Origin of the sequence: Streptomyces sp. NBC_01750 (genome assembly GCF_035918095.1) — a bacterium.
GTDB lineage: Bacteria > Actinomycetota > Actinomycetes > Streptomycetales > Streptomycetaceae > Streptomyces.
This window is the reverse complement of sequence record NZ_CP109137.1, coordinates 6,320,409-6,346,409: the sequence shown is the minus strand read 5'-3', so window position 1 is coordinate 6,346,409 and position 26,001 is coordinate 6,320,409. Positions and strand designations below refer to the sequence as shown.

The 26,001-nt window shown below is 68.9% G+C and carries 26 protein-coding genes and 5 tRNA genes; 12 read left to right on the top strand and 19 right to left on the bottom strand.

The window, feature by feature from the left end; all coding sequences use genetic code 11:
• Positions 1-96 precede the first annotated feature (96 nt).
• Positions 97-282, top strand: coding sequence for a 50S ribosomal protein L28 (rpmB, locus tag OG966_RS28990; RefSeq protein WP_003957616.1), 186 nt, complete (start codon positions 97-99; stop codon positions 280-282).
• A gap of 160 nt (positions 283-442) precedes the next feature.
• Here rpmB and thiD read toward each other — a convergent pair whose 3' ends face one another.
• Positions 443-1,285, bottom strand: a complete 843-nt coding sequence (thiD, locus tag OG966_RS28985) for a bifunctional hydroxymethylpyrimidine kinase/phosphomethylpyrimidine kinase (protein WP_326652859.1) — start codon at positions 1,283-1,285, stop codon at positions 443-445.
• 10 nt (positions 1,286-1,295) lie between these two features.
• Positions 1,296-2,267, bottom strand: a complete 972-nt coding sequence (locus tag OG966_RS28980; RefSeq protein WP_326652858.1) for a thiamine-phosphate kinase — start codon at positions 2,265-2,267, stop codon at positions 1,296-1,298.
• 228 nt (positions 2,268-2,495) lie between these two features.
• Here OG966_RS28980 and OG966_RS28975 point away from each other — a divergent pair, with 228 nt between their 5' ends.
• Both OG966_RS28975 and OG966_RS28970 read left to right on the top strand, forming a co-directional pair.
• Positions 2,496-2,729: an Lrp/AsnC family transcriptional regulator gene (locus OG966_RS28975; protein WP_108152814.1), complete on the top strand. Its 234-nt coding sequence runs from the start codon at positions 2,496-2,498 to the stop codon at positions 2,727-2,729.
• Positions 2,730-2,749: 20 nt separating this feature from the next.
• A complete protein-coding gene (locus OG966_RS28970) occupies positions 2,750-3,223 on the top strand; it encodes a DUF3515 domain-containing protein (protein ID WP_326652857.1) in 474 nt (157 codons plus the stop codon).
• A 3-nt stretch (positions 3,224-3,226) separates the two neighbouring features.
• On the opposite strand, the gene OG966_RS28965 is transcribed toward OG966_RS28970, so the two are convergent.
• The 3 genes from OG966_RS28965 to OG966_RS28955 all read right to left on the bottom strand — a co-directional run bounded on the left by OG966_RS28965 (position 3,227) and on the right by OG966_RS28955 (position 6,214).
• Positions 3,227-4,384 (bottom strand): D-alanine--D-alanine ligase family protein, encoded by a 1,158-nt coding sequence (locus tag OG966_RS28965; protein WP_326652856.1) that lies wholly within the window; start codon positions 4,382-4,384, stop codon positions 3,227-3,229.
• A 67-nt stretch (positions 4,385-4,451) separates the two neighbouring features.
• The gene (locus OG966_RS28960) at positions 4,452-5,465 is read right to left on the bottom strand and encodes an NAD(P)H-dependent glycerol-3-phosphate dehydrogenase (protein ID WP_326652855.1); all 1,014 of its coding nucleotides are present in this window, start codon (positions 5,463-5,465) and stop codon (positions 4,452-4,454) included.
• Complete coding sequence (locus tag OG966_RS28955) at positions 5,462-6,214, bottom strand: lysophospholipid acyltransferase family protein (protein WP_326652854.1); 753 nt, start codon at positions 6,212-6,214, stop codon at positions 5,462-5,464. The genes OG966_RS28960 and OG966_RS28955 overlap by 4 nt, the downstream gene beginning before the upstream one ends.
• 139 nt (positions 6,215-6,353) lie before the next feature.
• Between OG966_RS28955 and cofC the strand changes: the two genes are divergently transcribed.
• Together cofC and OG966_RS28945 are read left to right on the top strand one after the other, a co-directional pair.
• Positions 6,354-7,049: a 2-phospho-L-lactate guanylyltransferase gene (gene cofC, locus OG966_RS28950; RefSeq protein ID WP_326652853.1), complete on the top strand. Its 696-nt coding sequence runs from the start codon at positions 6,354-6,356 to the stop codon at positions 7,047-7,049.
• A 22-nt stretch (positions 7,050-7,071) separates the two neighbouring features.
• Positions 7,072-7,275: a hypothetical protein gene (locus tag OG966_RS28945; RefSeq protein WP_326652852.1), complete on the top strand. Its 204-nt coding sequence runs from the start codon at positions 7,072-7,074 to the stop codon at positions 7,273-7,275.
• An 89-nt stretch (positions 7,276-7,364) separates the two neighbouring features.
• Here OG966_RS28945 and OG966_RS28940 read toward each other — a convergent pair whose 3' ends face one another.
• From OG966_RS28940 to leuC, 4 genes are all read right to left on the bottom strand, one after another.
• On the bottom strand, positions 7,365-8,018 hold the full coding sequence (locus tag OG966_RS28940; protein WP_326652851.1) for an HU family DNA-binding protein: 654 nt from the start codon (positions 8,016-8,018) through the stop codon (positions 7,365-7,367).
• A gap of 142 nt (positions 8,019-8,160) precedes the next feature.
• The gene (locus tag OG966_RS28935; protein WP_215177549.1) at positions 8,161-8,388 is read right to left on the bottom strand and encodes a hypothetical protein; all 228 of its coding nucleotides are present in this window, start codon (positions 8,386-8,388) and stop codon (positions 8,161-8,163) included.
• Between the two features lie 104 nt (positions 8,389-8,492).
• Positions 8,493-9,086, bottom strand: coding sequence for a 3-isopropylmalate dehydratase small subunit (leuD, locus tag OG966_RS28930; RefSeq protein WP_326652849.1), 594 nt, complete (start codon positions 9,084-9,086; stop codon positions 8,493-8,495).
• A 2-nt stretch (positions 9,087-9,088) separates the two neighbouring features.
• Entirely contained in the window at positions 9,089-10,522 is a 1,434-nt protein-coding gene (gene leuC / locus OG966_RS28925; RefSeq protein ID WP_326652848.1) for a 3-isopropylmalate dehydratase large subunit, read from the bottom strand.
• 144 nt (positions 10,523-10,666) lie between these two features.
• Between leuC and ndgR the strand changes: the two genes are divergently transcribed.
• Positions 10,667-11,383, top strand: coding sequence for an IclR family transcriptional regulator NdgR (gene ndgR / locus OG966_RS28920; protein WP_326652847.1), 717 nt, complete (start codon positions 10,667-10,669; stop codon positions 11,381-11,383).
• A gap of 668 nt (positions 11,384-12,051) precedes the next feature.
• On the opposite strand, the gene OG966_RS28915 is transcribed toward ndgR, so the two are convergent.
• The 10 genes from OG966_RS28915 to OG966_RS28870 all read right to left on the bottom strand — a co-directional run bounded on the left by OG966_RS28915 (position 12,052) and on the right by OG966_RS28870 (position 16,353).
• Complete coding sequence (locus OG966_RS28915) at positions 12,052-12,405, bottom strand: STAS domain-containing protein (protein WP_326652846.1); 354 nt, start codon at positions 12,403-12,405, stop codon at positions 12,052-12,054.
• Positions 12,406-12,504: 99 nt separating this feature from the next.
• Positions 12,505-12,577 (bottom strand) — tRNA-Glu (locus tag OG966_RS28910).
• 30 nt (positions 12,578-12,607) lie between these two features.
• Positions 12,608-12,679: transfer RNA gene (locus OG966_RS28905), tRNA-Gln, on the bottom strand.
• 13 nt (positions 12,680-12,692) lie between these two features.
• A tRNA-Glu gene (locus OG966_RS28900) sits at positions 12,693-12,765 on the bottom strand.
• Positions 12,766-12,848: 83 nt separating this feature from the next.
• A tRNA-Glu gene (locus tag OG966_RS28895) sits at positions 12,849-12,921 on the bottom strand.
• 21 nt (positions 12,922-12,942) lie between these two features.
• Positions 12,943-13,014: transfer RNA gene (locus OG966_RS28890), tRNA-Gln, on the bottom strand.
• A gap of 87 nt (positions 13,015-13,101) precedes the next feature.
• On the bottom strand, positions 13,102-13,821 hold the full coding sequence (locus OG966_RS28885; RefSeq protein ID WP_326652845.1) for an HAD family hydrolase: 720 nt from the start codon (positions 13,819-13,821) through the stop codon (positions 13,102-13,104).
• A gap of 9 nt (positions 13,822-13,830) precedes the next feature.
• Positions 13,831-15,306: a glutamate--tRNA ligase gene (gene gltX, locus OG966_RS28880; protein ID WP_326652844.1), complete on the bottom strand. Its 1,476-nt coding sequence runs from the start codon at positions 15,304-15,306 to the stop codon at positions 13,831-13,833.
• A complete protein-coding gene (locus OG966_RS28875; RefSeq protein ID WP_326652843.1) occupies positions 15,299-16,099 on the bottom strand; it encodes a fumarylacetoacetate hydrolase family protein in 801 nt (266 codons plus the stop codon). Before OG966_RS28875 ends, gltX begins: the two co-directional genes overlap by 8 nt.
• A gap of 83 nt (positions 16,100-16,182) precedes the next feature.
• Positions 16,183-16,353 (bottom strand): hypothetical protein, encoded by a 171-nt coding sequence (locus OG966_RS28870; protein ID WP_326652842.1) that lies wholly within the window; start codon positions 16,351-16,353, stop codon positions 16,183-16,185.
• Between the two features lie 580 nt (positions 16,354-16,933).
• On the opposite strand from OG966_RS28870, the gene OG966_RS28865 reads away from it, so the two are divergent.
• The 6 genes from OG966_RS28865 (at position 16,934) to OG966_RS28840 (ending at position 25,912) form a co-directional block, all read left to right on the top strand.
• Positions 16,934-20,464 (top strand): sensor histidine kinase, encoded by a 3,531-nt coding sequence (locus OG966_RS28865; protein WP_326652840.1) that lies wholly within the window; start codon positions 16,934-16,936, stop codon positions 20,462-20,464.
• 9 nt (positions 20,465-20,473) lie between these two features.
• Positions 20,474-20,887, top strand: a complete 414-nt coding sequence (locus tag OG966_RS28860; protein WP_005311457.1) for a roadblock/LC7 domain-containing protein — start codon at positions 20,474-20,476, stop codon at positions 20,885-20,887.
• Positions 20,888-21,011: 124 nt separating this feature from the next.
• Positions 21,012-21,419, top strand: coding sequence for a DUF742 domain-containing protein (locus OG966_RS28855; protein ID WP_326652838.1), 408 nt, complete (start codon positions 21,012-21,014; stop codon positions 21,417-21,419).
• Positions 21,400-21,981, top strand: coding sequence for a GTP-binding protein (locus OG966_RS28850; RefSeq protein WP_326652837.1), 582 nt, complete (start codon positions 21,400-21,402; stop codon positions 21,979-21,981). The genes OG966_RS28855 and OG966_RS28850 overlap by 20 nt, the downstream gene beginning before the upstream one ends.
• A gap of 339 nt (positions 21,982-22,320) precedes the next feature.
• The gene (locus tag OG966_RS28845; RefSeq protein WP_406730982.1) at positions 22,321-25,488 is read left to right on the top strand and encodes a nitrate- and nitrite sensing domain-containing protein; all 3,168 of its coding nucleotides are present in this window, start codon (positions 22,321-22,323) and stop codon (positions 25,486-25,488) included.
• Positions 25,489-25,498: 10 nt separating this feature from the next.
• A complete protein-coding gene (locus OG966_RS28840; RefSeq protein ID WP_053725133.1) occupies positions 25,499-25,912 on the top strand; it encodes a roadblock/LC7 domain-containing protein in 414 nt (137 codons plus the stop codon).
• Positions 25,913-26,001: the final 89 nt, after the last annotated feature.

Genomic DNA, 26,001 nt, shown 5'->3' with positions numbered 1-26,001 from the left:
AAGTCGGGCCATTCCCCCGGCAAAGCCACCAATCAGATCACTGATCCGGCGCGCCGGAATTCACTGTAAGTGCATCTGAAGTCTTTGGAGTGACCCGTGGCTGCCAACTGCGACGTCTGCGGCAAGGGGCCGGGCTTCGGCAACAACATTTCGCACTCGCACCGCCGTACGTCCCGTCGCTGGAACCCGAACATCCAGCGCGTGCGTGCCGTGGTCGGTCGGACGCCGAAGCGGCTCAACGTCTGCACCTCGTGCATCAAGGCCGGCAAGGTCTCGCGCTAATTGGTTGCGCCCCGCCCAGCGGGGATGTTCCCGCCGACGTTTCGTCGTAGCGCAGCCCCTGCGGTTGCCTTGAAAGCCGGTCCACCTCGGTGGACCGGCTTTTTGCCGTACCCGGACAGTCACCGGAAGCAGCCGCAGTAGCAGTCACCCGCCGACAGCGTCACCGAAGCGTTCGGCGAAAGCGCCAGGCGTGATCCACCGGACCGATGCCCGCGCCCAGCGGGAAGCCCGCCGCGATCGCCCCCGTGACGTACTCCTTGGCCGCCCGGACGGCCTCCGGAACGTCCATCCCTCTCGCCAGCCCCGACGCGACCGCGGACGCCAGCGTGCAGCCCGTCCCGTGGGTATGCCTGTTGTCGTACCTGGGCGCGCGCAGCCAGTGTTCCTCGGTGCCGTCCGTCAGCAGGTCCACTGCCTGGTTCCCACCCGCCCGCCCGGAGTCCCCCGCGAGATGCCCGCCCTTGATCAGCGCCCAGCGTGGCCCGAAGCCGAGCACGGCGTCCGCGGCCCGGCGCATCCCGCTCTCGTCCTCGACCACCACGCCCGTCAGCTGGGTCACCTCGTCGAGGTTGGGCGTGGCCACCGTGGCGGTCGGCAGCAGCTTTGTGCGTACGGAGTCGAGCGCGGATGCCGCCAGCAACGAATCCCCGTGCTTGGAGATGCCCACCGGGTCGACGACCACCGGCGCGTCCGTGCCCGCCAGCAGCTCCGCGACCGCCTCGACCAACGGCGCGGACGCCAGCATTCCGGTCTTCACGGCCTGTACGCCGATGTCGTCGACGACGCTGCGGTACTGAGCTCGTACCGCCTCGACAGGCAGCTCCCACGCGCCCTGCACGCCCAGCGAGTTCTGCGCGGTGACCGCGGTGAGCACGCTCATCCCGTGTACGCCGAGCGCCAGCATGGTCTTCAGATCGGCCTGAATACCGGCACCGCCGCCGGAGTCGGATCCGGCGACGGTGAGGACGCGGGGGGCCGGGAAAGGAAAAGAGAGGGACTGCATACCGCCGAATCTACTTGCTGTCCTCGATGTCCCCGAAGTGGTCCCAGCCGCCCTTGCTGGTCCACGGAGCTCCGTCGACGGTCACCTGAGGCAGCGCCGAGGGGTTGAGCACCTCGCCGATCACCTTCCAGCGGGCCGGCAGCTTCGCGTCCGCGGGGAAGGTCGCGACGATCGCATGGTCCTCTCCCCCGGTCAACACCCACTGCAGCGGATCGACGCCGACCGCCTGGCCGATGTCGTTCATCTGGCTGGGGATGTCGATGAGACCGGACCGCAGGTCGATACGGACCTTGCTGGCGTCCGCGATGTGCCCGAGGTCGGCGACGAGTCCGTCGCTGACATCGGTCATGGCGGTGGCGCCGAGGCCGGCCGCCGCCGGGCCCGCGTGGTACGGCGGCTCGGGCCGCCGGTGCGCCTCGACGAAGGCGCGCGGCGAGCGGAAGCCGCGCGAGAGCACCGCGTGCCCGGCCGCCGACCACCCCAACCAGCCGGTGTACGCGACGACATCGCCGGGCTGGGCGCCGGCCCGGGTGACCGGCTCGTGATTGCGCAGATCGCCGAGAGCGGTGATCGCGAGGGTGATGAGGTCGCCTCGTACGACATCGCCGCCGACCACCGCCGCTCCCGCGACCTGACACTCGTCCCGGATGCCGTCCATCAGCTCGGTGGCCCAGGTGACCGGGAGTTCGGCCGGGACGACCAGGCCGAGCAGCAGCGCGGTCGGGACCGCGCCCATCGCGGCGATGTCGGCCAGGTTCTGGGCGGCGGCCTTGCGGCCCACGTCGTACGCCGTCGACCAGTCGCGGCGGAAGTGCCGCCCCTCGAGCAGGATGTCCGTGCTCGCCACAACCCTGCGGTCGGGTGCGGCCACGACCGCGGCGTCGTCGCCGGGTCCCAGCCGTACCGCGGGGGTGGAGGTGAGCCGGGAGGTGAGCTCCCTGATGAGCCCGAACTCCCCCAACTCGCCCACAGTGCCCTTCACCGAGTCTCACCTCTCCGTCGTTCTGCCGGAACGCCCGGCAGTGCTGCTTGCTTGCGGTCGCGAGCCTTCTTCGCGGTGGGTACCGTCAAGAGATACGCCAACTTCTGCTTTCCGTACGCCACGCTGCGGGCATCGCCCGGCGCGCGGGTCTCCCCGCAGCCGCGACGACGCGATACCGTGGCGTCTCTTCTCTCCCCACATGATCCTCGTGGCCGCCCTGGAGGTTCCGTGGTACAGGCGTACATCCTCATTCAGACCGAGGTGGGCAAGGCGTCGACCGTCGCCGAGACCATCGGCAAGATTCCGGGAGTGATTCAGGCCGAGGACGTAACCGGTCCCTATGACGTGATCGTGCGCGCACAGGCCGAGACGGTCGATGATCTCGGTCGCATGGTGGTCGCCAAGGTCCAGCAAGTGGACGGCATCACCCGCACCCTGACCTGCCCGGTCGTGCACCTGTAGCCCCCGTCTACGCTTGGCCGGTGACTTCATATCGCCGCCGGCCCTTCTGCCTGTCCGCAGCCGCCATTGCGCTGTTGGCTGCGGCGGGCTGCTCCTCCACGGACGCAGAGGCGTCGATCACGGTTCCCAGCCCCCCGCCGGCGGAAGCCTCCTTGTGCCGTGCGCTGCACGAGGAGCTGCCCGAGTCCGTCGCCGGACAGGACCGCAACGACCCCGGACCGGCTTCCGAACTCACCGCCGGCTGGGGCGATGCCGCGATCGTACTGCGCTGCGGCGTCCCCCGGCCGGAGAAGATGAGCGACCCCCAGTCGAAGGGGGTGGACGTGAACGGGGTCAACTGGCTGCTGGAACAGCGCGAGGCCGGCCCCCGGTTCACCACCACCTACCGCAAGACCTATGTCGAGATCACGCTGGGGAAGCAGTACGCCCATGACATCGGGCCGCTCACGGATCTGGCCGGGCCCGTCAAGAAGACGGTCCCGGCCAGGCTTTGACCTCTAGCGCAGGCCGGTCGGGCGGCGCAGCGCCGCCTGGATCAGCCTGTCCACCAGCTCCGAGTAGCTGATGCCGCTCTCCTGCCACATCCGCGGGTACATCGAGATGGGAGTGAAGCCCGGCATGGTGTTGATCTCGTTGATCACGAACTCGCCGTTCTCCTGCAGGAAGAAGTCGGCGCGGACCAGTCCCTCGCACGACGCGGCGTCGAAGGCCTCGACCGCGAGCCGCTGCACCTCGGCGGTCTGCTCCGGGGTCAGCGGCGCGGGCACGAGACCCGCCGCCGAGTCGATGTACTTGGCCTCGAAGTCGTAGAACTCGTGCGCCGTGACCGGCGGGATCTCGGCCGGCACACTGGCGCGCGGACCGTCCTCGAAGTCGAGCACTCCGCACTCGATCTCGCGGCCGCGCAGCAGCGACTCCACCAGGATCTTGGGGTCGTGGCGCTGCGCCTCGGCGATCGCGTCGTCAAGGCCGGAGAGGTCGTCGACCTTGGTGATGCCGATCGAGGAACCGGCGCGCGCGGGCTTCACGAAGAGCGGCCAGCCGTGCTCACCGGCGAAGTCGACGATCTTCTTGCGGGCGGCGGACGGGTCCTGCTCCCACTCGCGGGGGCGGATGACCTCGAACGGGCCGACCGGCAGCCCGAAGGAGATGAACACCCGCTTCATGTACTCCTTGTCCTGGCCGACGGCCGAGGCGAGGACACCGGAGCCGACGTACGGGACGCCGGAGAGCTCCAGCAGGCCCTGGAGGGTGCCGTCCTCGCCGTACGGGCCGTGCAGCATCGGGAAGACGACGTCGACCTCGCCGAGCACCTTGGGCACGGAGCCGGGTTCGCTGTAGACGACCTCGCGGTTGGCCGGATCGACGGAGAGGACCACACCACCGTCGGCGGACTCGGCCAGCTGCTCGACGCTGGGCGTCCTGCGGTCGGTGATGGCCATCCGGTCCGGTTCGTCGGCGGTGAGCGCCCACCGGCCGTCCGTCGTGATGCCGATCGGCAGTACGTCGTATTTCGTACGGTCGATGGACCGCAGCACGGCACCGGCGGTGACCACGGAGATTCCGTGTTCGGAGCTGCGACCGCCGAAGACGACGGCTACGCGCGGCTTGCGGAGCTGCTGCTCAGGGCTCTGGGGGAGGTTCTCGCTGCTCATATCGCGATGAGACTACCCGCTTGGTGGGGGGTGAGGGGATTCCCCCCACGGGGCACAGAGGGCCACGTCAGCGGCGCTCCGGCTTGGCACTGCGTGACATCAGCTCCTTGAGCGCGACCACCGGCGGCTTGCCGTCGTGGACGATGCCGACGACCGTCTCGGTGATCGGCATGTCGACACCGTGCCGGCGCGCCAGATCGAGCACCGACTCACAGGACTTGACGCCTTCAGCGGTCTGCTTGGTGACCGCGATGGTCTCCTGGAGGGTCATACCGCGCCCGAGGTTGGTGCCGAAGGTGTGGTTGCGGGAGAGCGGCGACGAGCAGGTGGCGACCAGGTCGCCGAGTCCGGCGAGGCCGGAGAAGGTCATCGGGTCGGCGCCCATCACGAGGCCCAGGCGGGTGGTCTCGGCGAGGCCGCGGGTGATGAGCGAGCCCTTGGCGTTGTCGCCGAGGCCCATGCCGTCGGCAATGCCGACGGCGAGACCGATGACGTTCTTGACGGCGCCGCCGAGTTCGCAGCCGACGACGTCGGTGTTGGTGTAGGGGCGGAAGTACGGGGTGTGGCAGGCGGACTGGAGACGCTGGGCGACGGCCTCGTCGCGGCAGGCGACCACGGCCGCGGCGGGCCGGCGCTGGGCGATCTCCTTGGCGAGGTTGGGGCCTGTGACCACGGCGACCCGGTCCGCGGAGACCTTGGCGACCTCCTCGATGACCTCGCTCATCCGCTTGGCGGTGCCGAGTTCGACGCCCTTCATGAGAGAGACGAGCACGGTGTCGGGGGCCAGCAGGGACGCCCAGCCGGCGAGGTTGCCGCGCAGGGTCTGCGAGGGGACGGTGAGGACCGTGAAGTCGGCTCCGGCCGCGGCCTCGGCGGGGTCGGTGGTGGCCCGTACCGACTCCGGAAGCTCAATTCCCGGCAGATACTCGGGGTTGGTGCGGGTGTTGTTGACGGCGTCGGCGACTTCGGGACGGCGGGCCCAGAGGGTCACCTCGCAGCCCGCGTCGGCGAGGACCATGGCGAACGCCGTGCCCCACGAGCCGGTTCCGAATACTGCTGCCCTGGTGGCTGCGCGCGTCACTTGGTGCCCTCCTCGGCGGCCTTGCGGCGCTCCTGCGCGCGGATTTCGCGCAGATCGTACGGCTTCTCGGGTGCCTGCTCGCCGCGCAGCTCCTCCAGCAGGTCGGTGATGGCGGACATGATGACCTCGGTCGCCGCCTTCAGCACCTCCGGCGTCGGCTCTCTGTCGTAGTAGGCAGTGAGGTCGACCGGCGGCCCCGCCTTCACCTGGAGAGTCTTGCGGGGAAAGAAGCTGACCTTGTTCCCCTTGGCGTACGGCGGCATCGCCAAGTTGGCGCCCCACTGGGCGACGGGCACAACCGGCGCCTTGGTCAGGAGTGCCGCGCGCGCCACTCCGGTCTTCCCGGTCATCGGCCACTGTCCGGGATCGCGGGTGAGAGTGCCCTCGGGGTAGAAGGCGACGCATTCACCGCGCTCCACGGCTTCCACGGCGGCGCGGAAGGCGCCGAAGGCGTTGGAGGACTCGCGGTAGACGGGAATCTGGCCCGTACCTCGCAGCAGGATCCCCACACCGGGCGCTTTGAAGAGCGCGGCCTTGGCCAGGAATCGGGGCACACGTCCGGTGTTGTACTGGAAGTGGCCGTACGAGAACATGTCGAGATACGAGTTGTGATTGATGGCGGTGATAAATCCGCCGTCAGCCGGAATGTGTTCCATTCCCCGCCAGTCCCGCTTGAACAGAACCAACAGCGGCGGTTTAGCGATGACCGCCGCCAGGCGGTACCAGAAGCCGATTGTACGGCGGGACACTCGGACACCTTCCTCTATCACCGGGCATGCTGCCTGGCTGCTGGGGGTCAAGTGTCGCCCCAGGCCCCTGGTCTGTCGAGAACACCGTACGCCCCGGCCACAGGCCCAGCCCTCCGTGCCTTCACGCGCTCAGGCGACAATGGGCACCCGATGCGCACGGAACGGAGAGCTCGCCACGAACACCGACCCGACGGCCCCCTGGTCCCTGGTCGTCCCGCTCAAGCCCCTCGTACTGGCCAAGAGCAGGCTCGCGGAGGCGGCGGACGACATTCTGCGGCCGCATCTGGCACTCGCCTTCGCTCAGGACACCGTGGCCGCGGCGCTCGCGTGTCCGGAGGTGCGGGATGTGGCGGTCGTCACGGACGATCCGGCGGCCGCCGCGGAGCTGGCCGCACTGGGTGCGCGGATCGTTCCGGACACTCCCGCGGCGGGACTCAACGCGGCACTGACGCACGGGGCGGAGGCGGTAAGGGCGGTGCGGCCCGCCGCAGCGGTCGGCGCGCTCAACGCCGATCTGCCCGCATTGCGGCCCACGGAATTGGCGCGGGTGCTTGCGAGAGCTTCGGCATTTCCCCGGGCATTTCTGACGGATACGGCCGGAATCGGCACGACATTTCTCTCTGCAGCGCCCGGCGTGGAATTGCGTCCTGCTTTCGGCGGTCGCTCGCGGCGCCGGCACAGGGCTTCGGGGGCTGCGGAAATCCTGCTCGACGGGGTCGATTCGGTACGACAGGACGTGGACACCGGGGACGACCTGGAGGCCGCGCTCGTGCTCGGCGTGGGGCCGCGCACCGCGGAGCGCTGGCAGTCCGGCGCCCACGCCATGGACGGCTGAGGCGACGGATAGGCTGGCACGCATGCAGGCGACCTCGTACACATACGACTCCGAAACCCGCAGCGGGAGCGTGCTGCTCGACGACGGCACGCCGGTGGAGTTCGATGCCGCGGCCTTCGACGCGGGCGGGCTGCGTCTGCTCCGGCCGGGCCAGCGGGTCCGGATCGAGACCGAGGGCGCGGGCACGTCCCTCCGCATCACGCTGGTGACACTGCAGACGCTCTGAACCACCGCGAACCTGCGCAAACGCCGCGGGCCGGGCTCCCCTGGGGGAGTCCGGCCCGGCGCGTGAGTGGCCCTGTGACCTTTTGCCGCTTACTTCTTCCTGGCGGTGGTCTTCTTGGCGGTCGTCTTGCGCGACGTCGCCCTCTTGGCGGGCGCCTTCTTGGCCGTGGCCTTCTTGGCGGGGGCGGTCTTCTTCGCCGTCGCCTTCTTGGCCGCGGTCTTCTTGGCCGGAGCCGCCTTCTTCGCGGTGGCCTTCTTGGCCGTGGTCTTCTTCGCCGTGGCCTTCTTGGCGGTGGTCTTCTTCGCCGCCGCCGTGGTCTTCCTGACGGTCGCCTTCTTCGCCGCGACCTTCTTCGCCGCGACCTTCTTGGCGGCGGCCTTCTTCACTGTCGTACGGGTGGAAGCACCGCCCGAGAGGCTGCCCTTGGGAGCCTTCTTGACGGCGACCTCGCCACCCCTGGGCAGCTTCTTCGAGCCGCTCACCAGATCCTTGAAGCCCTGTCCCGCACGGAAGCGCGGAACGGAGGTCTTCTTGACCCGTACGCGCTCACCCGTCTGCGGGTTGCGGGCGTAGCGGGCCGGACGGTCGACCTTCTCGAACGAGCCGAAGCCGGTGACCGAAACCCGGTCTCCGCCGACAACTGCGCGGACGATCGCGTCAAGCACCGCGTCGACAGCCTCGGCGGCCTGCTGACGGCCTCCGACCTTGTCGGCAATCGCTTCTACGAGCTGCGCCTTGTTCACGTCTTCCCCTTCGGAGACATTGCCGGAACGAATGCGTCCAGGCTTTTTCGCACGTTAGGCAGATATATACCGCAAATCAAACACGAAACGGGCTAATCACCCTAGTGCCGCAACGAAGTCGGCCGTCGCGGAACTTTGGGTGTCAGTCGCCTTCAGGGAATCGGCCCTCGTCGAGGTCCTTCATCAAGCGGTCCAGACGCCTTGCCGCATCCGGGAGATCGTGCTTCGCCGCGGCCGTGACGACCAGCAGCTTCCGGGACAGCGCCATCCTTACGCCCTCCGGGACTTGCAGTTCACGCACCCTTGTGTGCGCTTCCTTCAATCGGGCGGCGACTGCCTCGTAGAGCTCGAGTTGGCTGTCGCGTTCCATGCACCGATTGTGCCATCTGGGGCGAGTTGTCGCCCGACAGGGTCTCAACGAGCGACTGCGCCCCCCACCGGACGGTGGGGGGCGCAGTAGGGGAAAACCGCTGCTCAGACGTCAATTGTTCGGGGTTTGAAGGCCGGTCGGGAGGCCTCGTAAGCCACGATGTCTGCTTCGTTCTGAAGGGTGAGGCTGATGTCGTCGAGACCGTTCAGCAGCCTCCACCGGGCGTTCTCGTCAAGCTCGAAGTCGGCCGTGATACCCGTGGCGAGAACCTGGCGCTTCTCCAAGTCGACGGTGATTTCGGCAGTGGGGTCGGCCTCGGTCAGCTCCCAGAGCGCGTCCACGACCCTCTGCTCGAGAACCACCGTCAGCAGGCCGTTCTTGAGCGAGTTGCCGCGGAAGATATCGGCGAACCGGGAGGAGATGACGGTCTTGAAGCCGTAGTTCTGCAGGGCCCAGACGGCGTGCTCACGGGAGGAGCCGGTGCCGAAGTCGGGGCCGGCCACCAGGACCGTGGCACCCTTGCGCTCGGGCTGGTTGAGGATGAAGGACGAGTCCTTGCGCCAGGCCTCGAAAAGGCCGTCCTCGAAGCCGTCGCGGGTGACCTTCTTGAGCCAGTGGGCCGGGATGATCTGGTCGGTGTCGACGTTGCTGCGGCGCAGCGGTACGGCCCGGCCGGTGTGTGCGGTGAAAGCTTCCATGGTTATCGGGCTCCAGCGGGCGTACGGGCGTCGGCGTCGGACAGATCGGCGGGCGAGGCCAGATGGCCCAGTACCGCTGTGGCCGCGGCGACCTGGGGCGAGACCAGATGGGTGCGTCCGCCCTTGCCCTGCCTGCCCTCGAAGTTGCGGTTGGAGGTGGACGCGGAGCGCTCGCCGGGGGCCAGTTGGTCGGGGTTCATACCCAGGCACATCGAGCAGCCCGCGTGCCGCCATTCGGCGCCCGCGGCGGTGAAGACCTTGTCCAGGCCCTCCTCGACGGCCTGCAGCGCGACCCGTACGGAGCCGGGGACCACCAGCATCCGTACGCCGTCGGCGACTTTGCGGCCCTCGATGATCGAGGCCACGTTGCGCAGGTCCTCGATACGGCCGTTGGTGCAGGAGCCTACGAAGACGGTGTCGACCTTGATGTCACGCAGCGGCTGGCCGGCGGTCAACCCCATGTATTCCAGGGCCTTTTCGGCGGCGTGCCGCTCCGAAGCATCCTCGTACGAAGCCGGGTCGGGGACGTTCGACGACAGGGGCGCACCCTGGCCGGGGTTGGTGCCCCAGGTGACGAACGGCGCCAGCTCGGCGGCGTCGATGAACACCTCGGCGTCGAAAACGGCGTCGTCGTCGGTGCGCAGGGTCTCCCAGTACGCGACGGCGGCATCCCACTCCGCGCCCTCGGGGGCGTGGTCGCGGCCCTGCAGATAGTCGAAAGTTGTCCGGTCCGGGGCGATCATTCCGGCCCTGGCGCCCGCCTCGATCGACATATTGCAGATGGTCATCCGGGCCTCCATCGAGAGCTTCTCGATGGCGGAGCCGCGGTATTCCAGGATGTAGCCCTGGCCGCCGCCGGTACCGATCTTCGCGATGATCGCCAGGATCAGGTCCTTGGCGGTGACGCTGTCCGGCAGTTCGCCCTCGACCGTGATGGCCATGGTCTTGGGGCGGTCCAGCGTCAGTGTCTGGGTGGCCAGCACATGCTCCACCTGGGAGGTGCCGATACCGAATGCCAGCGCGCCGAAAGCACCGTGGGTGGAGGTGTGCGAGTCGCCGCAGACCACGGTGGTACCGGGCTGGGTCAGGCCCAGCTGGGGGCCCACCACGTGGACAACGCCCTGCTCGACGTCGCCCAGCGGGTGCAGACGCACGCCGAAGTCGGCACAGTTCTTACGGAGCGTTTCCAACTGGGCACGCGAGACCGGGTCCGCGATGGGCTTGTCGATGTCCAGCGTCGGGGTGTTGTGGTCCTCGGTCGCGATGGTGAGGTCGAGGCGCCGGACCTGGCGGGCGTTCTGCCGGAGCCCGTCGAAGGCCTGGGGGCTGGTCACCTCGTGCAGCAGATGCAGATCGATGAAGAGCAGGTCGGGCTCGCCCTCCGCGCGCCGGACGACATGGTCGTCCCAGACCTTCTCCGCGAGTGTCCTACCCATCGCTTTCCCTCCGGCCGACCGTTCCGCCGACACAACTAGAGATCTTGTGCGGAGCCCGTTGGTCCGCGGGCCGCAACTACAGCGTCGCAAGTTCCCGGGAAAATTGAACTTGCGTTTCACAGTGTGAGACGCGAATATCGTTGCATGGACAACTCTAGCGGCGTCGGCGTTCTCGACAAGGCAGCTCTGGTATTGAGCGCCCTGGAGTCCGGTCCGGCCACCCTCGCCGGGCTGGTCGCGGCGACAGGACTCGCACGACCCACGGCACATCGCCTTGCCGTGGCACTGGAACACCACCGGATGGTGGCGAGGGACATGCAGGGCCGGTTCATTCTCGGCCCACGGCTGGCGGAGCTCGCCGCCGCGGCGGGCGAGGACCGGCTGCTGGCCACGGCCGGCCCCGTCCTCACGCATCTGCGCGATGTGACGGGCGAGAGCGCGCAGCTCTACCGCCGGCAGGGAGACATGCGGATCTGTGTGGCGGCGGCCGAGCGGCTGTCCGGACTGCGGGACACCGTGCCGGTCGGCTCCACGCTGACCATGAAGGCCGGCTCCTCGGCGCAGATCCTGATGGCCTGGGAGGAGCCGGAGCGTCTGCACCGCGGACTGCAGGGCGCGCGTTTCACCGCGACGGCGCTGTCCGGCGTACGGCGCCGGGGCTGGGCCCAGTCGATCGGCGAGCGCGAGCCGGGCGTCGCGTCGGTCTCCGCGCCCGTACGCGGCCCCTCCAACCGCGTGGTCGCCGCCGTCTCGGTCTCCGGACCGATCGAGCGCCTGACCCGCCACCCGGGCCGCATGCACGCCCAGGCGGTCATCGACGCCGCGGCGCGCCTGAGTGAAGCGCTGCGCCGGACCAGCTGAAGCGTCACACGCCCTTCGGGCGTCGCCTCAGTCGCCGGAGGTGCCGGCCTCTCCGGCCTCGCCGGCGACTGAGGCGCCGGGGGGGAGCAGCCTCAGGCCTCGCCGGCCATTGAGGTGCAGGCGGGCCCGGGCTCGCCGCCCTCACTCCTGGGGTGAGCCCCTGCAGGCCCGCGTGCGGACGCAGGCCCCCTCAAGGCTCCACGCGCACGTCCAGAGCCTGAGACACCGTCCGCAGCAGCCACAGCGCGGCGTCCGCGGACGGTTCCGGTCCCGGTGGGCGAAGCCCGCGAAGCGGCCCGGAGGGGCTGCTTCCGCCCCCCGTGGCCGGCACCTCCCGCACCACCGCGCCCGGCACCTCCCCGACCCGTACCTCCGCACAGGTCGCACCCCGCGCCACCGGCCACGTCAGCGCCTCGTTCGCCGGCGGGCCCGGCCGGCGCCACCCGCTCCCCCGTCAGACCCGCCGCCCCGGCCCGCAGCCGCGCGAAGCGCCGTACCGCCGCCGGGCCCGCCGGCAGTTCCAGGAGCCCCGGCCGGCACCGGCTCCCCCGCGCCTCGCCGGCGAGGCTGGAGAAGCCAGCCCCTCGGCGAACGGCACTGCCGTCGCCGGGAATTCCTCGTCGTCGTGGTACGGACAGGCATGGTGCACAAAGCAACTGCGCCCGCCGTCAGTTGACACGATGGGCTCCCAGCCGAAGGCCGGGTGTCTCGTCCCAGCCGACCAGCGCGATCACATTCCGCAGATGCGGGGCGAGGCCGGTCAGCTCCACATGGTGGCCCTCATCTCGCGTCCTGGCGAAGGCAATCAGCATGCGAAGTCCACCGAGATCGAGGAACTCCAGCCCGGACAGCTCGAGTTGGAGATCGCCGTCGGTCGAGGCGATCGCTTCGAGGGCGGTACGCAGATGGCGGTGACTGCGGACATCGATCACACCCTGGATGCTCAGACCCGGCGGCCGGAGGATGCGGGTGATGCGTAACTCCGCGGTGCGTACGAGGGGTTCCGCGCCGGAAGCATCCATACGCGGAGTATCGCGCCGCCGCCGCCACAGGAGGAAGGCAGCGGAAGGCAACAGACGCGAAGAGGCCCTCCGCTCTACGCGGAGGGCCTCTTCGATGCGTACCCCCGACCGGATTCGAACCGGCGCTACCGCCTTGAGAGGGCGGCGTGCTAGGCCGCTACACAACGGGGGCTAGCTGTTGCAGGTCGATCACTCGACCGCGCTGGGCTACCAGGACTCGAACCTAGAACAACGGAACCAGAAACCGTCGTGTTGCCAATTACACCATAGCCCATGGTTTAGACCAGTACCCCCGACCGGATTCGAACCGGCGCTACCGCCTTGAGAGGGCGGCGTGCTAGGCCGCTACACAACGGGGGCTCTAGCGATCCCACCCGGCAGAGCCGGGTGATGTCACCGCACGATCATCGGGTGCAACCCTGATGATCAACGGGATGGATCTGTACCCCCGACCGGATTCGAACCGGCGCTACTGCCTTGAGAGGGCAGCGTGCTAGGCCGCTACACAACGGGGGCTTGTTACAGACGAGATCTGCGCTGGGCTACCAGGACTCGAACCTAGACTAACGGAACCAGAAACCGTCGTGCTGCCAATTACACCATAGCCCACCAAAACTCAACCCCCATGAGGGGGTTTGTTTGGTTCGCGCTTCCCGGCCGAACCTCTCGGCCCTCCCGGGCGGCGCAGGAAGAACATTACCCGAAGGTGTCCGGCGCTCCAAAACGGGTATCGCCGCGCAGCAGGCCAGGGAGCTGGTCGAGACCGGTAATACGAGTGAGCTCGGGGCGCCCGCCGAGGCCCGTGCGGTCGAGCCAGATGCCGGTGAGCCCCGCGGCGACGGCGCCGTGAGCGTCGATATCGGGATGATCCCCTACATACGCCACCTCGTGCGGCTTGAGGCCGATCGCGTCACAGGCGGCGTGGAAGGCACCGGCGGCGGGCTTGGAGATCCCGAGTTCGACGGCGCACACAACAGCCTCGAACCGGTCCCTCACACCGAGAACGCGCAGCTTGCGGTCCTGGTTGTGGATGCTGGAATTCGACAGGACGGCGTGGCGGTACGCGCCGGCGAGCATGTCCAGAACGGGCACGGTGTCGGGGAAGAGCGACCAGGCGGCCTCGTAGTGGGCGACATGCCCTTCGAACCAGGCGTCCGCGTCCGCGTCGCTCAGCTCCGTACGGAGAAAGGACCGGACGCGGTCGCGGCGCTGCCCCTGGAAGTCGGTCTCACCGTCGGCGAACCGGGCCCACTGCAGCTCGGTGATCTCGCGCCACGAGTCGAGGGCCTGCCCCACGGAGTCGTATCCGTCGGGCAGGCCCTCGGCCTTCAGATGCCTTCGCATGCCGACGCGGTCGGCACTGGCGTAGTCGAAGATCGTGTCGTCAACGTCCCAGAGAACCGCGCGGATCGGCATGACACGAGCTTAGGCGGCGAGCTTCGCCAGTGCCGCGTCAATGCGGGACAGGGTCTTCTCCCTGCCCAGGATCTCCAGGGACTCGAAGAGCGGCAGGCCCACCGTGCGGCCGGTGACCGCGACGCGGACCGGGGCCTGGGCCTTGCCCAGCTTCAGGCCGTGCTCCTCGCCCGCCGCCAGCACCGCGTTCTTCAGGGACTCCGCGCTGGACCAGTCCGCGGACTCCAGCTTCTCGCGGGCCGTACGGAGCAGGGCGTCGGAGCCCTCCTTCATCGCCTTCGCCCAGGACGCCTCGTCCTCGACCGGCGCGTCCCGGAAGAGGAAGTCGACGTTGGCCGTGATGTCCGACAGGACGGTCACCCGGGTCTGGGCGTACGGGGCGATCTTCTCCCAGGCCTCCTGGTCGAACTGCTCCGGCGCCCAGTTCGCGTGCGGGGCCCGCAGCCAGGGGCCGCACGCCTCGGTGAAGGCCTTCACATCCAGCCGGCGGATGTGGTCGGCGTTGATCGCCTCCGCCTTCTTCAGGTCGAAGCGGGCCGGGTTGGCGTTGACGTCCGCGATGTCGAACTTCTCGACCAGCTCGGCGACCGAGAAGATGTCCTCGTCGGCGGAGAAGGACCAGCCGAGCAGCGAGAGGTAGTTGATCAGGCCCTCGGGCAGGAAGCCGCGCTCGCGGTACAGGTTCAGGGATGCCTGCGGGTCGCGCTTGGAGAGCTTCTTGTTGCCCTCGCCCATCACGTACGGCAGGTGCCCGAAGGCCGGGATCTCCTTGGCGAAGCCCAGCTCGATCAGCGCCTTGTAGAGCGCGATCTGGCGCGGAGTGGAGGACAGCAGGTCCTCGCCGCGCAGCACGTGGGTGATCTCCATCAGCGCATCGTCGACCGGGTTGACCAGCGTGTAGAGCGGGGCGCCGTTGGCACGGACGATGCCGTAGTCCGGAACGTTGTCCGGAGTGAAGGTGAGCTCGCCGCGGACCAGGTCCGTGAAGGTGATCGGCTCGTCGGGCATCCGGAAGCGGACGATGGAGGTGCGGCCCTCGGCCTCGTACGCCGCCTTCTGCTCGGCGGTCAGGTCGCGGCACTTGCCGTCGTAACCGGAGGGCTTGCCGGCCGCGCGGGCGGCGTCGCGGCGGGCCTCGAGCTCAAGGGCCGTGCAGTAGCAGTGGTACGCGTAACCGCCGGCAAGGAGCTTCTCGGCGACGTCCTGGTAGATGTCCATCCGCTGCGACTGGCGGTACGGCGGGTGCGGGCCGCCGATCTCGGGGCCCTCGTCCCAGTCCAGACCGAGCCAGCGCATCGAGTCGAGCAGCTGGTTGTACGACTCCTCGGAGTCGCGGGCCGCGTCGGTGTCCTCGATGCGGAAGACCATGGTGCCGCCGTGGTGCCGGGCGAACGCCCAGTTGAACAGGGCTGTGCGGACCAGACCCACATGGGGGTTGCCGGTCGGGGAGGGACAGAAACGTACGCGGACGGGTCCGTTAGCCACGCTTGATCACCTTGTTGGTGAGAGTGCCGATGCCTTGAATGGTGACGGCGACCTCGTCGCCGACGTTGAGCGGGCCGACCCCTGCCGGGGTGCCCGTGAGGACGACGTCGCCGGGGAGCAGCGTCATCGCCTCGGAGATGTTGACGATCAGATCCTCGATGGAGTGGATCATCTGGCTCGTACGGCCGAGCTGGCGCTGCTCCCCGTTGACCGTGCACTGGATCGCCAGGTCGCTCGGGTCGAGGTCGGTCTCCACCCAGGGGCCGAGCGGGCAGGCGCTGTCGAAGCCCTTGGCCCTGGCCCACTGCTTCTCGCGCCGCTGGACGTCGCGCGCGGTGACGTCATTGGCGCACGTGTAGCCGAGGATCACGTCCTTGACGCGTTCGCGCGGGACTTCGCGGCACATCCGGCCGATGACCACGGCCAGTTCGGCCTCGTGGTGCAGTTCCTGCGAGAAGGAGGGGTACGCGATCGGGTCGCCGGAACCGATCACCGAGGTGGACGGCTTGAAGAAGGCGAACGGCGAGTCGGGGACCTCGTTGCCGAGCTCCGCCGCGTGCTCCGCGTAGTTGCGGCCGAAGGCCACGACCTTGCTGGGGAGCACGGGCGGCAGCAGCCGGACCCTGTCCTTTGACTGCGGAGTCAGCGGGACCTTCGTACCGGAGAGCTCGAAGTCGGCGAACGGGATGCCCTTGATGATGTCGAGGACGAGGTCACCTTGGTTGATGGTTCCTTCGCCCTCGACCGCGCCGAAGGCGACATTGCCGTCGATGGAGAACCTGGCGATGCGCACGGGATGCGGGTGCCCCTCTGCTGATTGCGCTGGCTGGAGTCTGACGCTCCAGGCTAACGCGGGTGCGGGCACCGCCTCGCGTATTACTGGGCGGGGGCGTCCATCAGGATCGTGCGGCGCGGGTTGGCCGTCTGCGTGGGAAGATCCAGCGTGTGCTCCGGCTGCTCCGGCGTCTGCAGTGCGTCGGCGTCCTCGAGGTGCGCCAGCGTGGTACGCCGGGGGTTGGCTATGTTGCGGAACATCATCGTCTTCATCTGTTGTTTCAGACCTTGTCCGGGTGCGGGGCGCCTCGGTGAGCGCCGGTTGACGGAATGCCCATCCCTGTAAAGCGCCAGGCTAAACATCCAGTTCCCCGTGAAAGCCCCGAAGACTCAGCGATCTACGTGTGAGTTTGCTCACGAATTGACGGGCAATTCGGTCATTCCAGACGGTCAATCACTTTCAAGGAAACGGACATTGCACCATTGAAGCAATCATTCCGCTCCTGATCATGGCGACTGGGACACCCTCGACCCCCAGTGACTCGTAAGGAAAAGTCCGTTTCCTCCGCGAACTCCTTCTACGTCTTGTGACGTAACGCTTACACCGTGTCACGCAGGTCACAGCCCGGTACGCGGCCCTTGTTGGAGATCCCGCTCTGTGCTGGAATTCCACGCACCGCCGCGGTTTCAGGCCGGCGCGCAAAGGGCGCAACGCAGCGCCGAGTGGCGGCGGAGAAGGGGGAGCAGCGCCGGTCACTGACGACCACCACTGGGGCGCGTTCTTCGCCCCACGACGCCGACACCGTCCCGCCGTTCACCCGGAGGGACGCCTGGTCCAGAGGTTGCGACGCTAGTGCAGGGACGTTTCAAGAGGGATGGCAGCGCTGCGGCGGAACAGGAGCCGCGTGGCGGGACCGACCGCGGTTCCTCGCCCCAGCACACCCAAAACCAGGGATCGGCAGCGCCCGGCGACAGCGGTGGCCGTGCCGCGCGTCCCGGCGTGGCCGCACCGGGCGGCGACGGGCCCAAGCCCCCGCTGAAATCCAAGGGCCCCACGGACACCGGTTCGCGAATAGCTCTGCGCAACTGGCGCATCAGCACGCGTCTGGTGTCCCTGCTCACCCTGCCGGTCGTCGCAGCGACCACTCTGGGCGGACTCCGTATCAACGAGTCCATGGACGATATGAAGCAGCTGGAGCACATGCAGCTGCTCACGGACATGACCAAGCAGGCGACCGCGCTGGCGGAGAAGCTCCAGGCGGAGCGGGACCTGTCGGCGGGCCCGCTGGCCAACGGCGCGAGCGTCGCCGACTTCAAGGTCTCGGAACCGCGAGCGGCGACCGACCGGGCCAGGAACTCCTTCCTCGAGACCACCCGGGACATCCCCAACACGGACAACGACGAGGCGCTGGAGAGCATCCGCGCCAACGCGAACCAGATAGCCGTCCAGGTCCACGGGCTCACCAAGATCCGCGAGACCGCCTACTCGGCGAACGCCCCGCACTCCCAGACCGTCGAGGCCTACAGCCGGCTGATCCAGTCGCTGCTGAGCCTCTCCCAGGACATGGCCCAGGCCACCAGCAACCCGGAGATGATCAAGAGGACGCGTGCCCTGGCGGCCTTCTCCTCCGCCAAGGAGTACGCCTCCATCCAGCGCGCGATCATCGCCGCGGCTCTCCCGGGCGGTGACGACGCGAAGGCGCCGGGCCTGAGCGAGCCCGACCGGCTCTACGGCCAGGCCAACCTGGAGAACGGCAATACGGAGCTCAAGGCCTTCAGGGCGATCTACGAGTCCACCGGCGGCAACGCCGATGAACTGACCGACCCGCTGGAGAACGGCAACCCCACGATCAAGGCGTCCGAGCTCTACGCCAAGCGCGTGCTCGACACCAAGGGCGGTCTGGCCACCCAGCCCAAGCGCTCCCACCTGGACTGGACCGACGACTACTCGGTCCGCATCAGGGCGATGAGCACCATCGAGGCCACGCTGCTCGGCCAGATGGAGGCCAAGGCGCGCGAGCTGCGCCAGGAGTCGCAGCGCGACGCGATCATCAACGGTGCGCTCATCCTCGTCGTCCTCGGCGTCTCACTCGTCGGCGCCTTCGTCGTGGCCCGCTCCATGATCCGCTCACTGCGCAGGCTCCAGGACACCGCAACCAAGGTCGCCCAGGACCGGCTGCCCGAGCTGGTCAAGCAGCTCTCCGAGGCCGACCCGCAGGACGTCGACACCTCGGTGGAATCCGTCGGTGTGCACTCCAGGGACGAGATCGGCCAGGTGGCCGCGGCCTTCGACGACGTGCACCGCGAGGCGGTCCGTCTCGCCGCCGAGCAGGCGCTGCTGCGAGGCAACGTCAACGCGATGTTCACCAACCTCTCGCGCCGCAGCCAGGGTCTTATCCAGCGTCAGCTCTCGCTCATCTCCGAGCTGGAGTCCCGCGAGGCCGACCCGGACCAGCTCTCCTCGCTCTTCAAGCTGGACCACCTCGCGACCCGTATGCGCCGGAACGGCGAAAACCTCCTCGTCCTCGCGGGCGAGGAGCCGGGCCGCCGGTGGACCCGGCCGGTTCCGCTGGTCGACGTGCTCCGTGCCGCCGCCTCCGAGGTGGAGCAGTACGAGCGCATCGAACTCGCCTCGGTCCCCACGACCGAGGTCGCGGGACGTGTCGTCAACGACCTTGTGCACCTCCTCGCCGAGCTGCTCGAGAACGCGACCTCCTTCTCCTCGCCGCAGACCAAGGTCCGCGTCACCGGTCACGCGCTGCCCGACGGGCGTGTACTCGTCGAGATCCACGACACCGGTATCGGCCTCTCCCCCGAGGACCTCGCGGCGATCAACGAGCGACTCGCCTCGCCGCCCACCGTGGACGTCTCGGTGTCGCGACGGATGGGTCTGTTCGTGGTCGGCCGGCTGTCCCTGCGGCACGGCATCCGTATCCAGCTGCGTCCCTCCGACTCCGGCGGTACGACCGCGCTGGTCATGCTGCCCGTCGATGTCGCCCACGGCGGCAAGAAGGCGCCGAACATGCCCGGTGCGGGCGGCCAGGCTTCCGGCGCCGCGGGACTCGGCGGCCGTCCGGCCGGCGGTTCCGGTGCGAACGGCGGCGGCAGCCGTCCCGGTCTCGGCGGTGCTCCGGCCGGCGGTGCTCCGGCCGGCGGCCGGCTCGGCACCGGTGCGCCGCGCGGCCAGGTCGGTGCGGGCGGGACTCCGCGTGCCGCGCTGCCGCCCCGCCAGGGCAACGGCCCGCAGGGCGGTCAGAGCCAGGGTCAGGGCGGCGGTCTCGCCGGCGCCTTCGGCTCGGGCGGGGGCCGCGCTGCGCAGAACCCTCCGGTGCGCAACGAGACACGCCAGAACGGCTTCCAGCAGGGTACTCCGGGCGCGGGCGACCGCGGCCGTCAGCTGCCGCCCTCCGGCGGCCCGCGCGCCGAACTGCCCGGTGGCAGCCCCTCGCACCGCCGGGAAGAACCGCAGCGGCCGCAGCGGCCGCAGACCACCAGCTGGGGCAACGAGCAGCAGGCCGCCCCGCAGCAGCGTCCGTCCGTGGACGCGCCGCGCGGCCACGAGGACAACGAATCCACCCGCGGTGCCGGCTCCACGGCCGAGTTCCCGCGGCCCGACTTCAACGGGCCGCCGCCGCGCGGCGGTGACCGGGGCGCAGGCTCCGGTGCCGGTTCCACCGGGCAGTTCGTACGTCCCGATGTGTTCGGTGCCCAGGACTCCTCGTCCACGGGCCAGTACGCCCGTCCGGACATGGGCGCCCCGCAGCCGCCGGCTCCCTCCCCCGCCCCGCGTCGGCGCGGCGGACGGGACACCGCCGACTACGGAACACCGCGTCCGGCGCACAACGCACTGCCGCCGCAGCCCCAGCCGGAGGCACTGCCGCCGGCCGGTCCCGGCGACGGCCGTACGCCGCTCTACGACACCCTCGAGACGAACTGGTTCCACGGCCCGCAGAGCGGTCAGCCCGCCGAGCAGCCGCAGGCTCCGGCCGTCCCGCCGCAGCCGACGGAGCGACCCGTTCCGCCGATGCCGCAGCGCACCCCGGCGCCGACCCCGGTGACCCCGGGCAACGCGCCCAACACGAGTGGTGCCGCCTGGCGCACCTCACCCAATGACGAGTTGGTACGCCAGGCCGAGCGGGTCAGAAAGCCCGCGGCGGGCGGCGTCACCACCTCCGGTCTGCCCCGTCGGGTCCCGCGCGCCAACCTGGTGCCCGGGACCGCGCAGGAGCAGAGCCACCAGGCCGGTCCGCAGGTTTCGCGTGCTCCCGATGACGTACGCGGCCGGCTGACCAATCTCCGACGGGGCATTCAGCAGGGTCGCCAGCAGAACAGCTCGGCGACCGGCAGCTTCAACCTCGGCCCCACTCACCAGCAGGAGCGTTAGTTGAGTCCGATGAGCCAGGCGGCGCAGAATCTGAACTGGTTGATCACCAACTTCGTGGACAACACCCCTGGGGTGTCTCACACGGTGGTGGTCTCCGCCGACGGTCTTCTGCTGGCAATGTCCGAAGGATTCCCCCGCGACCGCGCCGACCAGCTGGCGGCCGTGGCGTCGGGACTCACCTCGCTGACCGCGGGGGCGTCCCGGATCTTCGAAGGCGGTCCGGTCAGCCAGACCGTCGTCGAGATGGAGCGCGGTTTCCTCTTCCTCATGTCCGTCTCCGACGGTTCCTCACTGGCCGTACTCGCACACCCCGATTGCGACATCGGCCTCGTCGGTTACGAGATGGCGCTTCTGGTCGACCGGGCCGGCAGCGTCCTCACTCCGGACCTGCGCGCCGAGCTTCAGGGAAGTCTCTTGCACTGAACCGCCTCCCCCCACAGGTATTCAGGTACGCGCCACCGCACCGCCACTGTCAGGTCGCCCACCGGCCCCCCACCGGCCCAGTCAGACGGCACGCAGACCACTTGCTGTCACGCCCGGAGGATTCATGACCCCGCCACCCGCCTCTCACGATCCGTACGGCGCCTCAGTCGACGCGTCGTACGGATTTGAGGGCGACCAGCCGTTGGTGCGCCCGTACGCCATGACCGGGGGCCGGACCCGGCCGCGCTACCAGCTCGCCATCGAGGCGCTGGTCAGCACCACGGCCGACCCGGCGCACCTCGCCGGGCTGCTCCCCGAGCACCAGCGGATCTGCCACCTGTGCCGTGAGGTCAAGTCGGTGGCCGAGGTCTCGGCGCTGCTGTCGATGCCACTCGGTGTCGCGCGGATCCTCGTGGCCGACCTGGCGGAGGCCGGCATGGTGGCGATCCATCAGCCGGGCAACGGAGAGGCCGGCGGCACGCCGGACGTGACACTGCTCGAAAGGGTGCTCAGTGGACTTCGCAAGCTCTAGCGGCGGTGCGGCCCGCTCAACCACCAGCGCGAAGATCGTGGTGGCGGGCGGCTTCGGCGTGGGCAAGACCACGTTCGTCGGCGCCGTCTCGGAGATCAACCCGCTGCGTACCGAAGCCGTCATGACGTCCGCGTCCGCGGGCATCGACGACCTGACCCACACCGGGGGCAAGACCACCACCACGGTGGCCATGGACTTCGGCCGTATCACCCTGGACCAGGACCTGATCCTGTATCTGTTCGGCACGCCCGGACAGGACCGCTTCTGGTTCATGTGGGACGACCTGGTCCGCGGCGCCATCGGCGCGGTGGTCCTGGTGGACACCCGCCGCCTCGCCGACTGCTTCCCCGCCGTCGACTACTTCGAGAACAGCGGTCTGCCGTTCGTCGTCGCCCTCAACGGCTTCGAGGGACACCAGCCGTACAACCCCGAAGAGGTCCGTGAGGCGCTGCAGATCGGCCCGGACACTCCGATCATCACCACCGACGCCCGCCACCGCGCGGACGCCAAGAGCGCGCTCATCACCCTGGTCGAGCACGCCCTGATGGCCCGGCTCAAGTAGACGGCGACATACGGCAGTTGTCGTAGTTGTGCAGGGGTGGGCGGTGTCCTTTGACACCGTCCGCCCTTGTGTTCATAACATTTCGAGAGAGAATTAACGGGCCTCGGACACCCGCCGCGTACGACTGGTACCGCTGTGCTCACATTGACCCCGTCATTTGGCGGGGATTGTTCTTTATGCCCGGTTTATCTGAGGCGTACGCCACACGGAATGGCTGATTCCATCTGTTTGGAACGGACCCGCTCCACGTGCTGGAATTCGGCGAACTCCCGAGTAGTAGAGCTCTGAACGAAACACACGGCACAGCGTAGGTGCCGACGCCGAGAGGTTGTTGGTCGAGTGAGGCGAAGCATGACGAGCTCCGCAGAGCAGCAGGCGCGGGGCAACTTCACCCCGCCGCCGCGCATAGCGGCGTCGCCTGCGGTTGAGCCCGGTCCGCCGGCCCCGGCCGCCGGCAGCTCAAGCCGGCTGTCCCCGCGCAACTGGCGAGTGCCCACCCGCCTGAACGCGATCCTCCTCATCCCCGTGCTCGTCGGGCTGGTGATGGGTGGATTCCAGGTCAAATCCTCCATCGACACCTGGAGCGAGGCGCAGGACGCCGAGAAGACGGCGCTGATCGTGCGCGCCGCCTCGGAGTACGGTCAGGCCCTGCTCAACGAGCGTGACCTCACGGCGGGGCCGCTCCTGAAGGCCACCACCGAGCAGCAGCGGCAGAGCGACGACGTCACCAGGGCGTACGGCACCACCGACGCCGCGAAGAGGAAGTTCGACCAGGCCGTTTCGGGCATGCCCGAGAAGCAGGGCCTGGAGCGCCGTCTGAGCCTCTTCCGCGCCGAGGAGCCGACGCTCGCCATCCTCCGCAAGGGCGCGTACACCAAGTCCCTGGACCCGGTCACCACCGAAGAGGGCTACGTCAAGGTCCAGCACTCGCTGATGGAGTTCTCCAACGAGCTCGGCCTCGGCACCGGCAACATCACCAGCTACGGCCGTACGGTCTACGCCATCCAGCTCGCCAAGGCCGCCGAGTCGCTGCAGCGTTCCATCGGCATGCATCTGCTGGTCCGCCCCAGCGAGGACGAGACCACGTTCGCCAAGCAGACCGTGGCCTTCAACTCGTACAACTACCTCGAGCAGATCGCCCTCGGCGAGTACGTGTCCGGCGGTACGCAGGCCGACACGGACAAGCTGAAGCAGATCATGGCGGGCAAGGCCGCCGACGGTGAGAAGAAGCTGCAGGCCCTCGGCCTCAACCCGCCGAAGGGCAAGAAGGACGGCTCGGTCTTCACCGGCATGGCCGAGCTGATCGGCCAGGGTCAGAGCCCCAGGCAGCTCAAGAAGAACAGCATCACGCCCGAGACGTGGATGGGCGCGGCCACCGCCAAGTTCGACGGCTACACCGAGATCGAGACCGGTCTCGTCGACAAGGCCGTGACCGAGGCCGCCCAGATCTCCGACGACGCCAAGCGCGACGCCATCCTCAACGGCGCCATCGTCGTGATCGCCCTGCTCACCGCGTTCATCCTGGCCGGCCTGATGGCCCGCCAGATGAGCCGCTCGATGCGTCAGCTGCGTACCGCCGCCTTCAACATCGCCGAGCAGCGTCTGCCGATGCTGGTCGACCAGCTCTCGCGTACGGAGCCGGGCCGCGTCGACACCCGTGTGCAGCCGATCCCGATCGACACCCAGGACGAGATCGGCGAAGTCGCCCGCGCCTTCGACCAGGTCCACCGCGAGGCCGTCCGGCTCGCCGCCGAGCAGGCCATGCTCCGTGGCAACGTCAACGCGATCTTCACCAACCTCTCGCGCCGTAACCAGTCGCTGATCGAGGGCCAGCTGACCCTGATCACCGACCTGGAGAACAACGAGGCCGACCCGGACCAGCTGGAGAACCTCTTCAAGCTGGACCACCTGGCGACCCGTATGCGCCGCAACGGCGAGAACCTCCTGGTCCTCGCCGGCGAGGAGCCGGGCCGCCGCTGGAACCAGCCGGTGCCACTGGTCGACGTGCTCCGCGCCGCCTCCTCGGAGGTGGAGTCCTACGAGCGCATCGAGCTGACGGGCGTCCCGGAGACGGACATCCACGGCCAGGCCGTGACCGACCTTGTGCACCTGCTGGCCGAGCTGCTGGAGAACGCCACGACGTTCTCCTCGCCGCAGACCAAGGTCCGCGTGACGGCCACCCGGCTGCCCGACGGCCGAGTCATGATCGAGATCCACGACAAGGGCATCGGCCTGACCGCCGAGGACTTCGCCGACATCAACCACAAGCTGGCCAACCCGCCGACGGTGGACGCCGCTGTCTCGCAGCGCATGGGCCTGTTCGTGGTCGGCCGCCTCGCCGACCGGCACGGTGTCCGGGTCCAGCTGCGCCCCTCGGGCGAGCAGGCCGGCACCACCTCGCTGGTCATGCTTCCCGACGCCATCACCCACGGTGGCGGTGGCGAGGCGCTGCCCGAGGACGACTTCACGGTCTCGCAGATCATTCCGGAGCAGCATTCGTTCGAGCCCGCCCCGGTCCAGGCCGCGCCGATGCGCACCGCCGCGGAACTCGGCTTCGACGACTCCCGGTACGAGGATGCCTCGGAGGCCTCCGGCCAGCTCGACCCGGTGGGCCGCTCGCTGATGCGTGAGGAGCGCCGTGCCGCGCTGGAGGCGCAGGCACAGGGCGGCGAGCAGCCGCTCTACCGCGACGAGGTGGACTACTCGCAGGGGCAGCAGCAGTACGCCCCCGAGTACGGCCAGGACTACTCGCAGGAGTACGTCCAGCAGCAGCCGCAGGCGTACGACGGCTACCAGCAGCCCAACGGTTACCCCGAGCCCCAGGAGCACCACGAGTCGGCATATGCGGAAGCCAATTACCAGGCTCCGCAGACTCCGGAGTCTCAGTACGACGACCAGTTCGACACCCAGTCCCACCAGGAAGAGTGGTCGAATCAGGTTACGTACCAGGGTGGGTTCGAGCCGGAGTACCGGAGCGAACCGGAATCTGCACCCGGCGCTCCCACGAACGCCCCCGAGCGCGTAGGCTTCGACCGTCCCGGACCCTCTCCGAGCAGCAGCCAGGCGACAACCAACGCCGGTCTGCCGCGACGCGGCGGTACCCAGCAGCCGCAGCCCCAGCAGCAGTGGCAGCAGCCCGCCGAGCAGGCCCAACAGGCTCCGCAGAGCGCTCAGGCCGAGGCGAACGGCAGCGGCAACGGTGCCGGCCCCGAGGACTGGCGCTCGACCAACGACGAGCGCTGGCACCGGGCGGAGAAACTCCGCGATCCGAAGGCGGGCGGGGTCACCCCCTCCGGTCTTCCGCGGCGGGTACCCAAGGCGAACCTCGTCGAGGGCACGGCTGAGCAGACCCCGCAGGGCGGACCTCAGGTCTCCCGCGCCCCGGAGGACGTGCGCGGCAGGTTGAGCAACCTGCGGCGCGGTGTCCAGCAGGGACGCAACGCGGGGACGGACACGAACGGATCGGGCTTCGGCCCGGGCAGTAGTACCTACAACCAGGAGCGTTAGTGTGAGCCCGATGAGCCAGGCGGCGCAGAATCTGAACTGGTTGATCACCAACTTCGTGGACAACACCCCTGGGGTGTCCCACACCGTGGTGGTCTCCGCCGACGGACTCCTGCTGGCGATGTCCGAAGGTTTCCCCCGTGACCGCGCCGATCAGCTGGCGGCCGTAGCCTCCGGGCTGACCTCGCTGACCGCAGGGGCGTCCCGGATTTTCGAAGGCGGCGCGGTCAACCAGACGGTGGTGGAGATGGAACGGGGCTTCCTCTTCATCATGTCCGTCTCCGACGGTTCCTCGCTGGCCGTACTCGCACACCCCGAGGCCGATATCGGTCTGGTGGGTTACGAGATGGCTCTGCTCGTGGACCGGGCGGGCAGTGTGCTCACCCCGGACCTGCGTGCAGAGCTCCAGGGAAGTCTTCTCAACTAACAAGCAGACAGTGCGTTTCACGCCACCGCACCATAGGGTGCGGTGGCGCGGCTCCACAGGGACATGGACCGGCGACCGGCAGTCGGAGG

Excerpts from the sequence above, each read along its gene's own strand:
- leuD (WP_326652849.1), bottom strand. The coding sequence starts at position 9,086 with ATGGAAGCTTTCACCGCACACACCGGCCGGGCCGTACCGCTGCGCCGC.
- OG966_RS28860 (WP_005311457.1), top strand. The coding sequence starts at position 20,474 with ATGAGCCAGGCGGCGCAGAATCTGAACTGGTTGATCACCAACTTCGTG.
- OG966_RS28885 (WP_326652845.1), bottom strand. The coding sequence starts at position 13,821 with ATGCCGATCCGCGCGGTTCTCTGGGACGTTGACGACACGATCTTCGAC.
- OG966_RS28840 (WP_053725133.1), top strand. The coding sequence starts at position 25,499 with ATGAGCCAGGCGGCGCAGAATCTGAACTGGTTGATCACCAACTTCGTG.
- ndgR (WP_326652847.1), top strand. The coding sequence starts at position 10,667 with ATGGACAACTCTAGCGGCGTCGGCGTTCTCGACAAGGCAGCTCTGGTA.
- OG966_RS28935 (WP_215177549.1), bottom strand. The coding sequence starts at position 8,388 with ATGGAACGCGACAGCCAACTCGAGCTCTACGAGGCAGTCGCCGCCCGA.
- thiD (WP_326652859.1), bottom strand. The coding sequence starts at position 1,285 with ATGCAGTCCCTCTCTTTTCCTTTCCCGGCCCCCCGCGTCCTCACCGTC.
- OG966_RS28870 (WP_326652842.1), bottom strand. The coding sequence starts at position 16,353 with ATGAAGACGATGATGTTCCGCAACATAGCCAACCCCCGGCGTACCACG.
- leuC (WP_326652848.1), bottom strand. The coding sequence starts at position 10,522 with ATGGGTAGGACACTCGCGGAGAAGGTCTGGGACGACCATGTCGTCCGG.
- OG966_RS28855 (WP_326652838.1), top strand. The coding sequence starts at position 21,012 with ATGACCCCGCCACCCGCCTCTCACGATCCGTACGGCGCCTCAGTCGAC.
- OG966_RS28945 (WP_326652852.1), top strand. The coding sequence starts at position 7,072 with ATGCAGGCGACCTCGTACACATACGACTCCGAAACCCGCAGCGGGAGC.
- OG966_RS28915 (WP_326652846.1), bottom strand. The coding sequence starts at position 12,405 with ATGGATGCTTCCGGCGCGGAACCCCTCGTACGCACCGCGGAGTTACGC.
- OG966_RS28965 (WP_326652856.1), bottom strand. The coding sequence starts at position 4,384 with ATGAGCAGCGAGAACCTCCCCCAGAGCCCTGAGCAGCAGCTCCGCAAG.
- cofC (WP_326652853.1), top strand. The coding sequence starts at position 6,354 with ATGGGCACCCGATGCGCACGGAACGGAGAGCTCGCCACGAACACCGAC.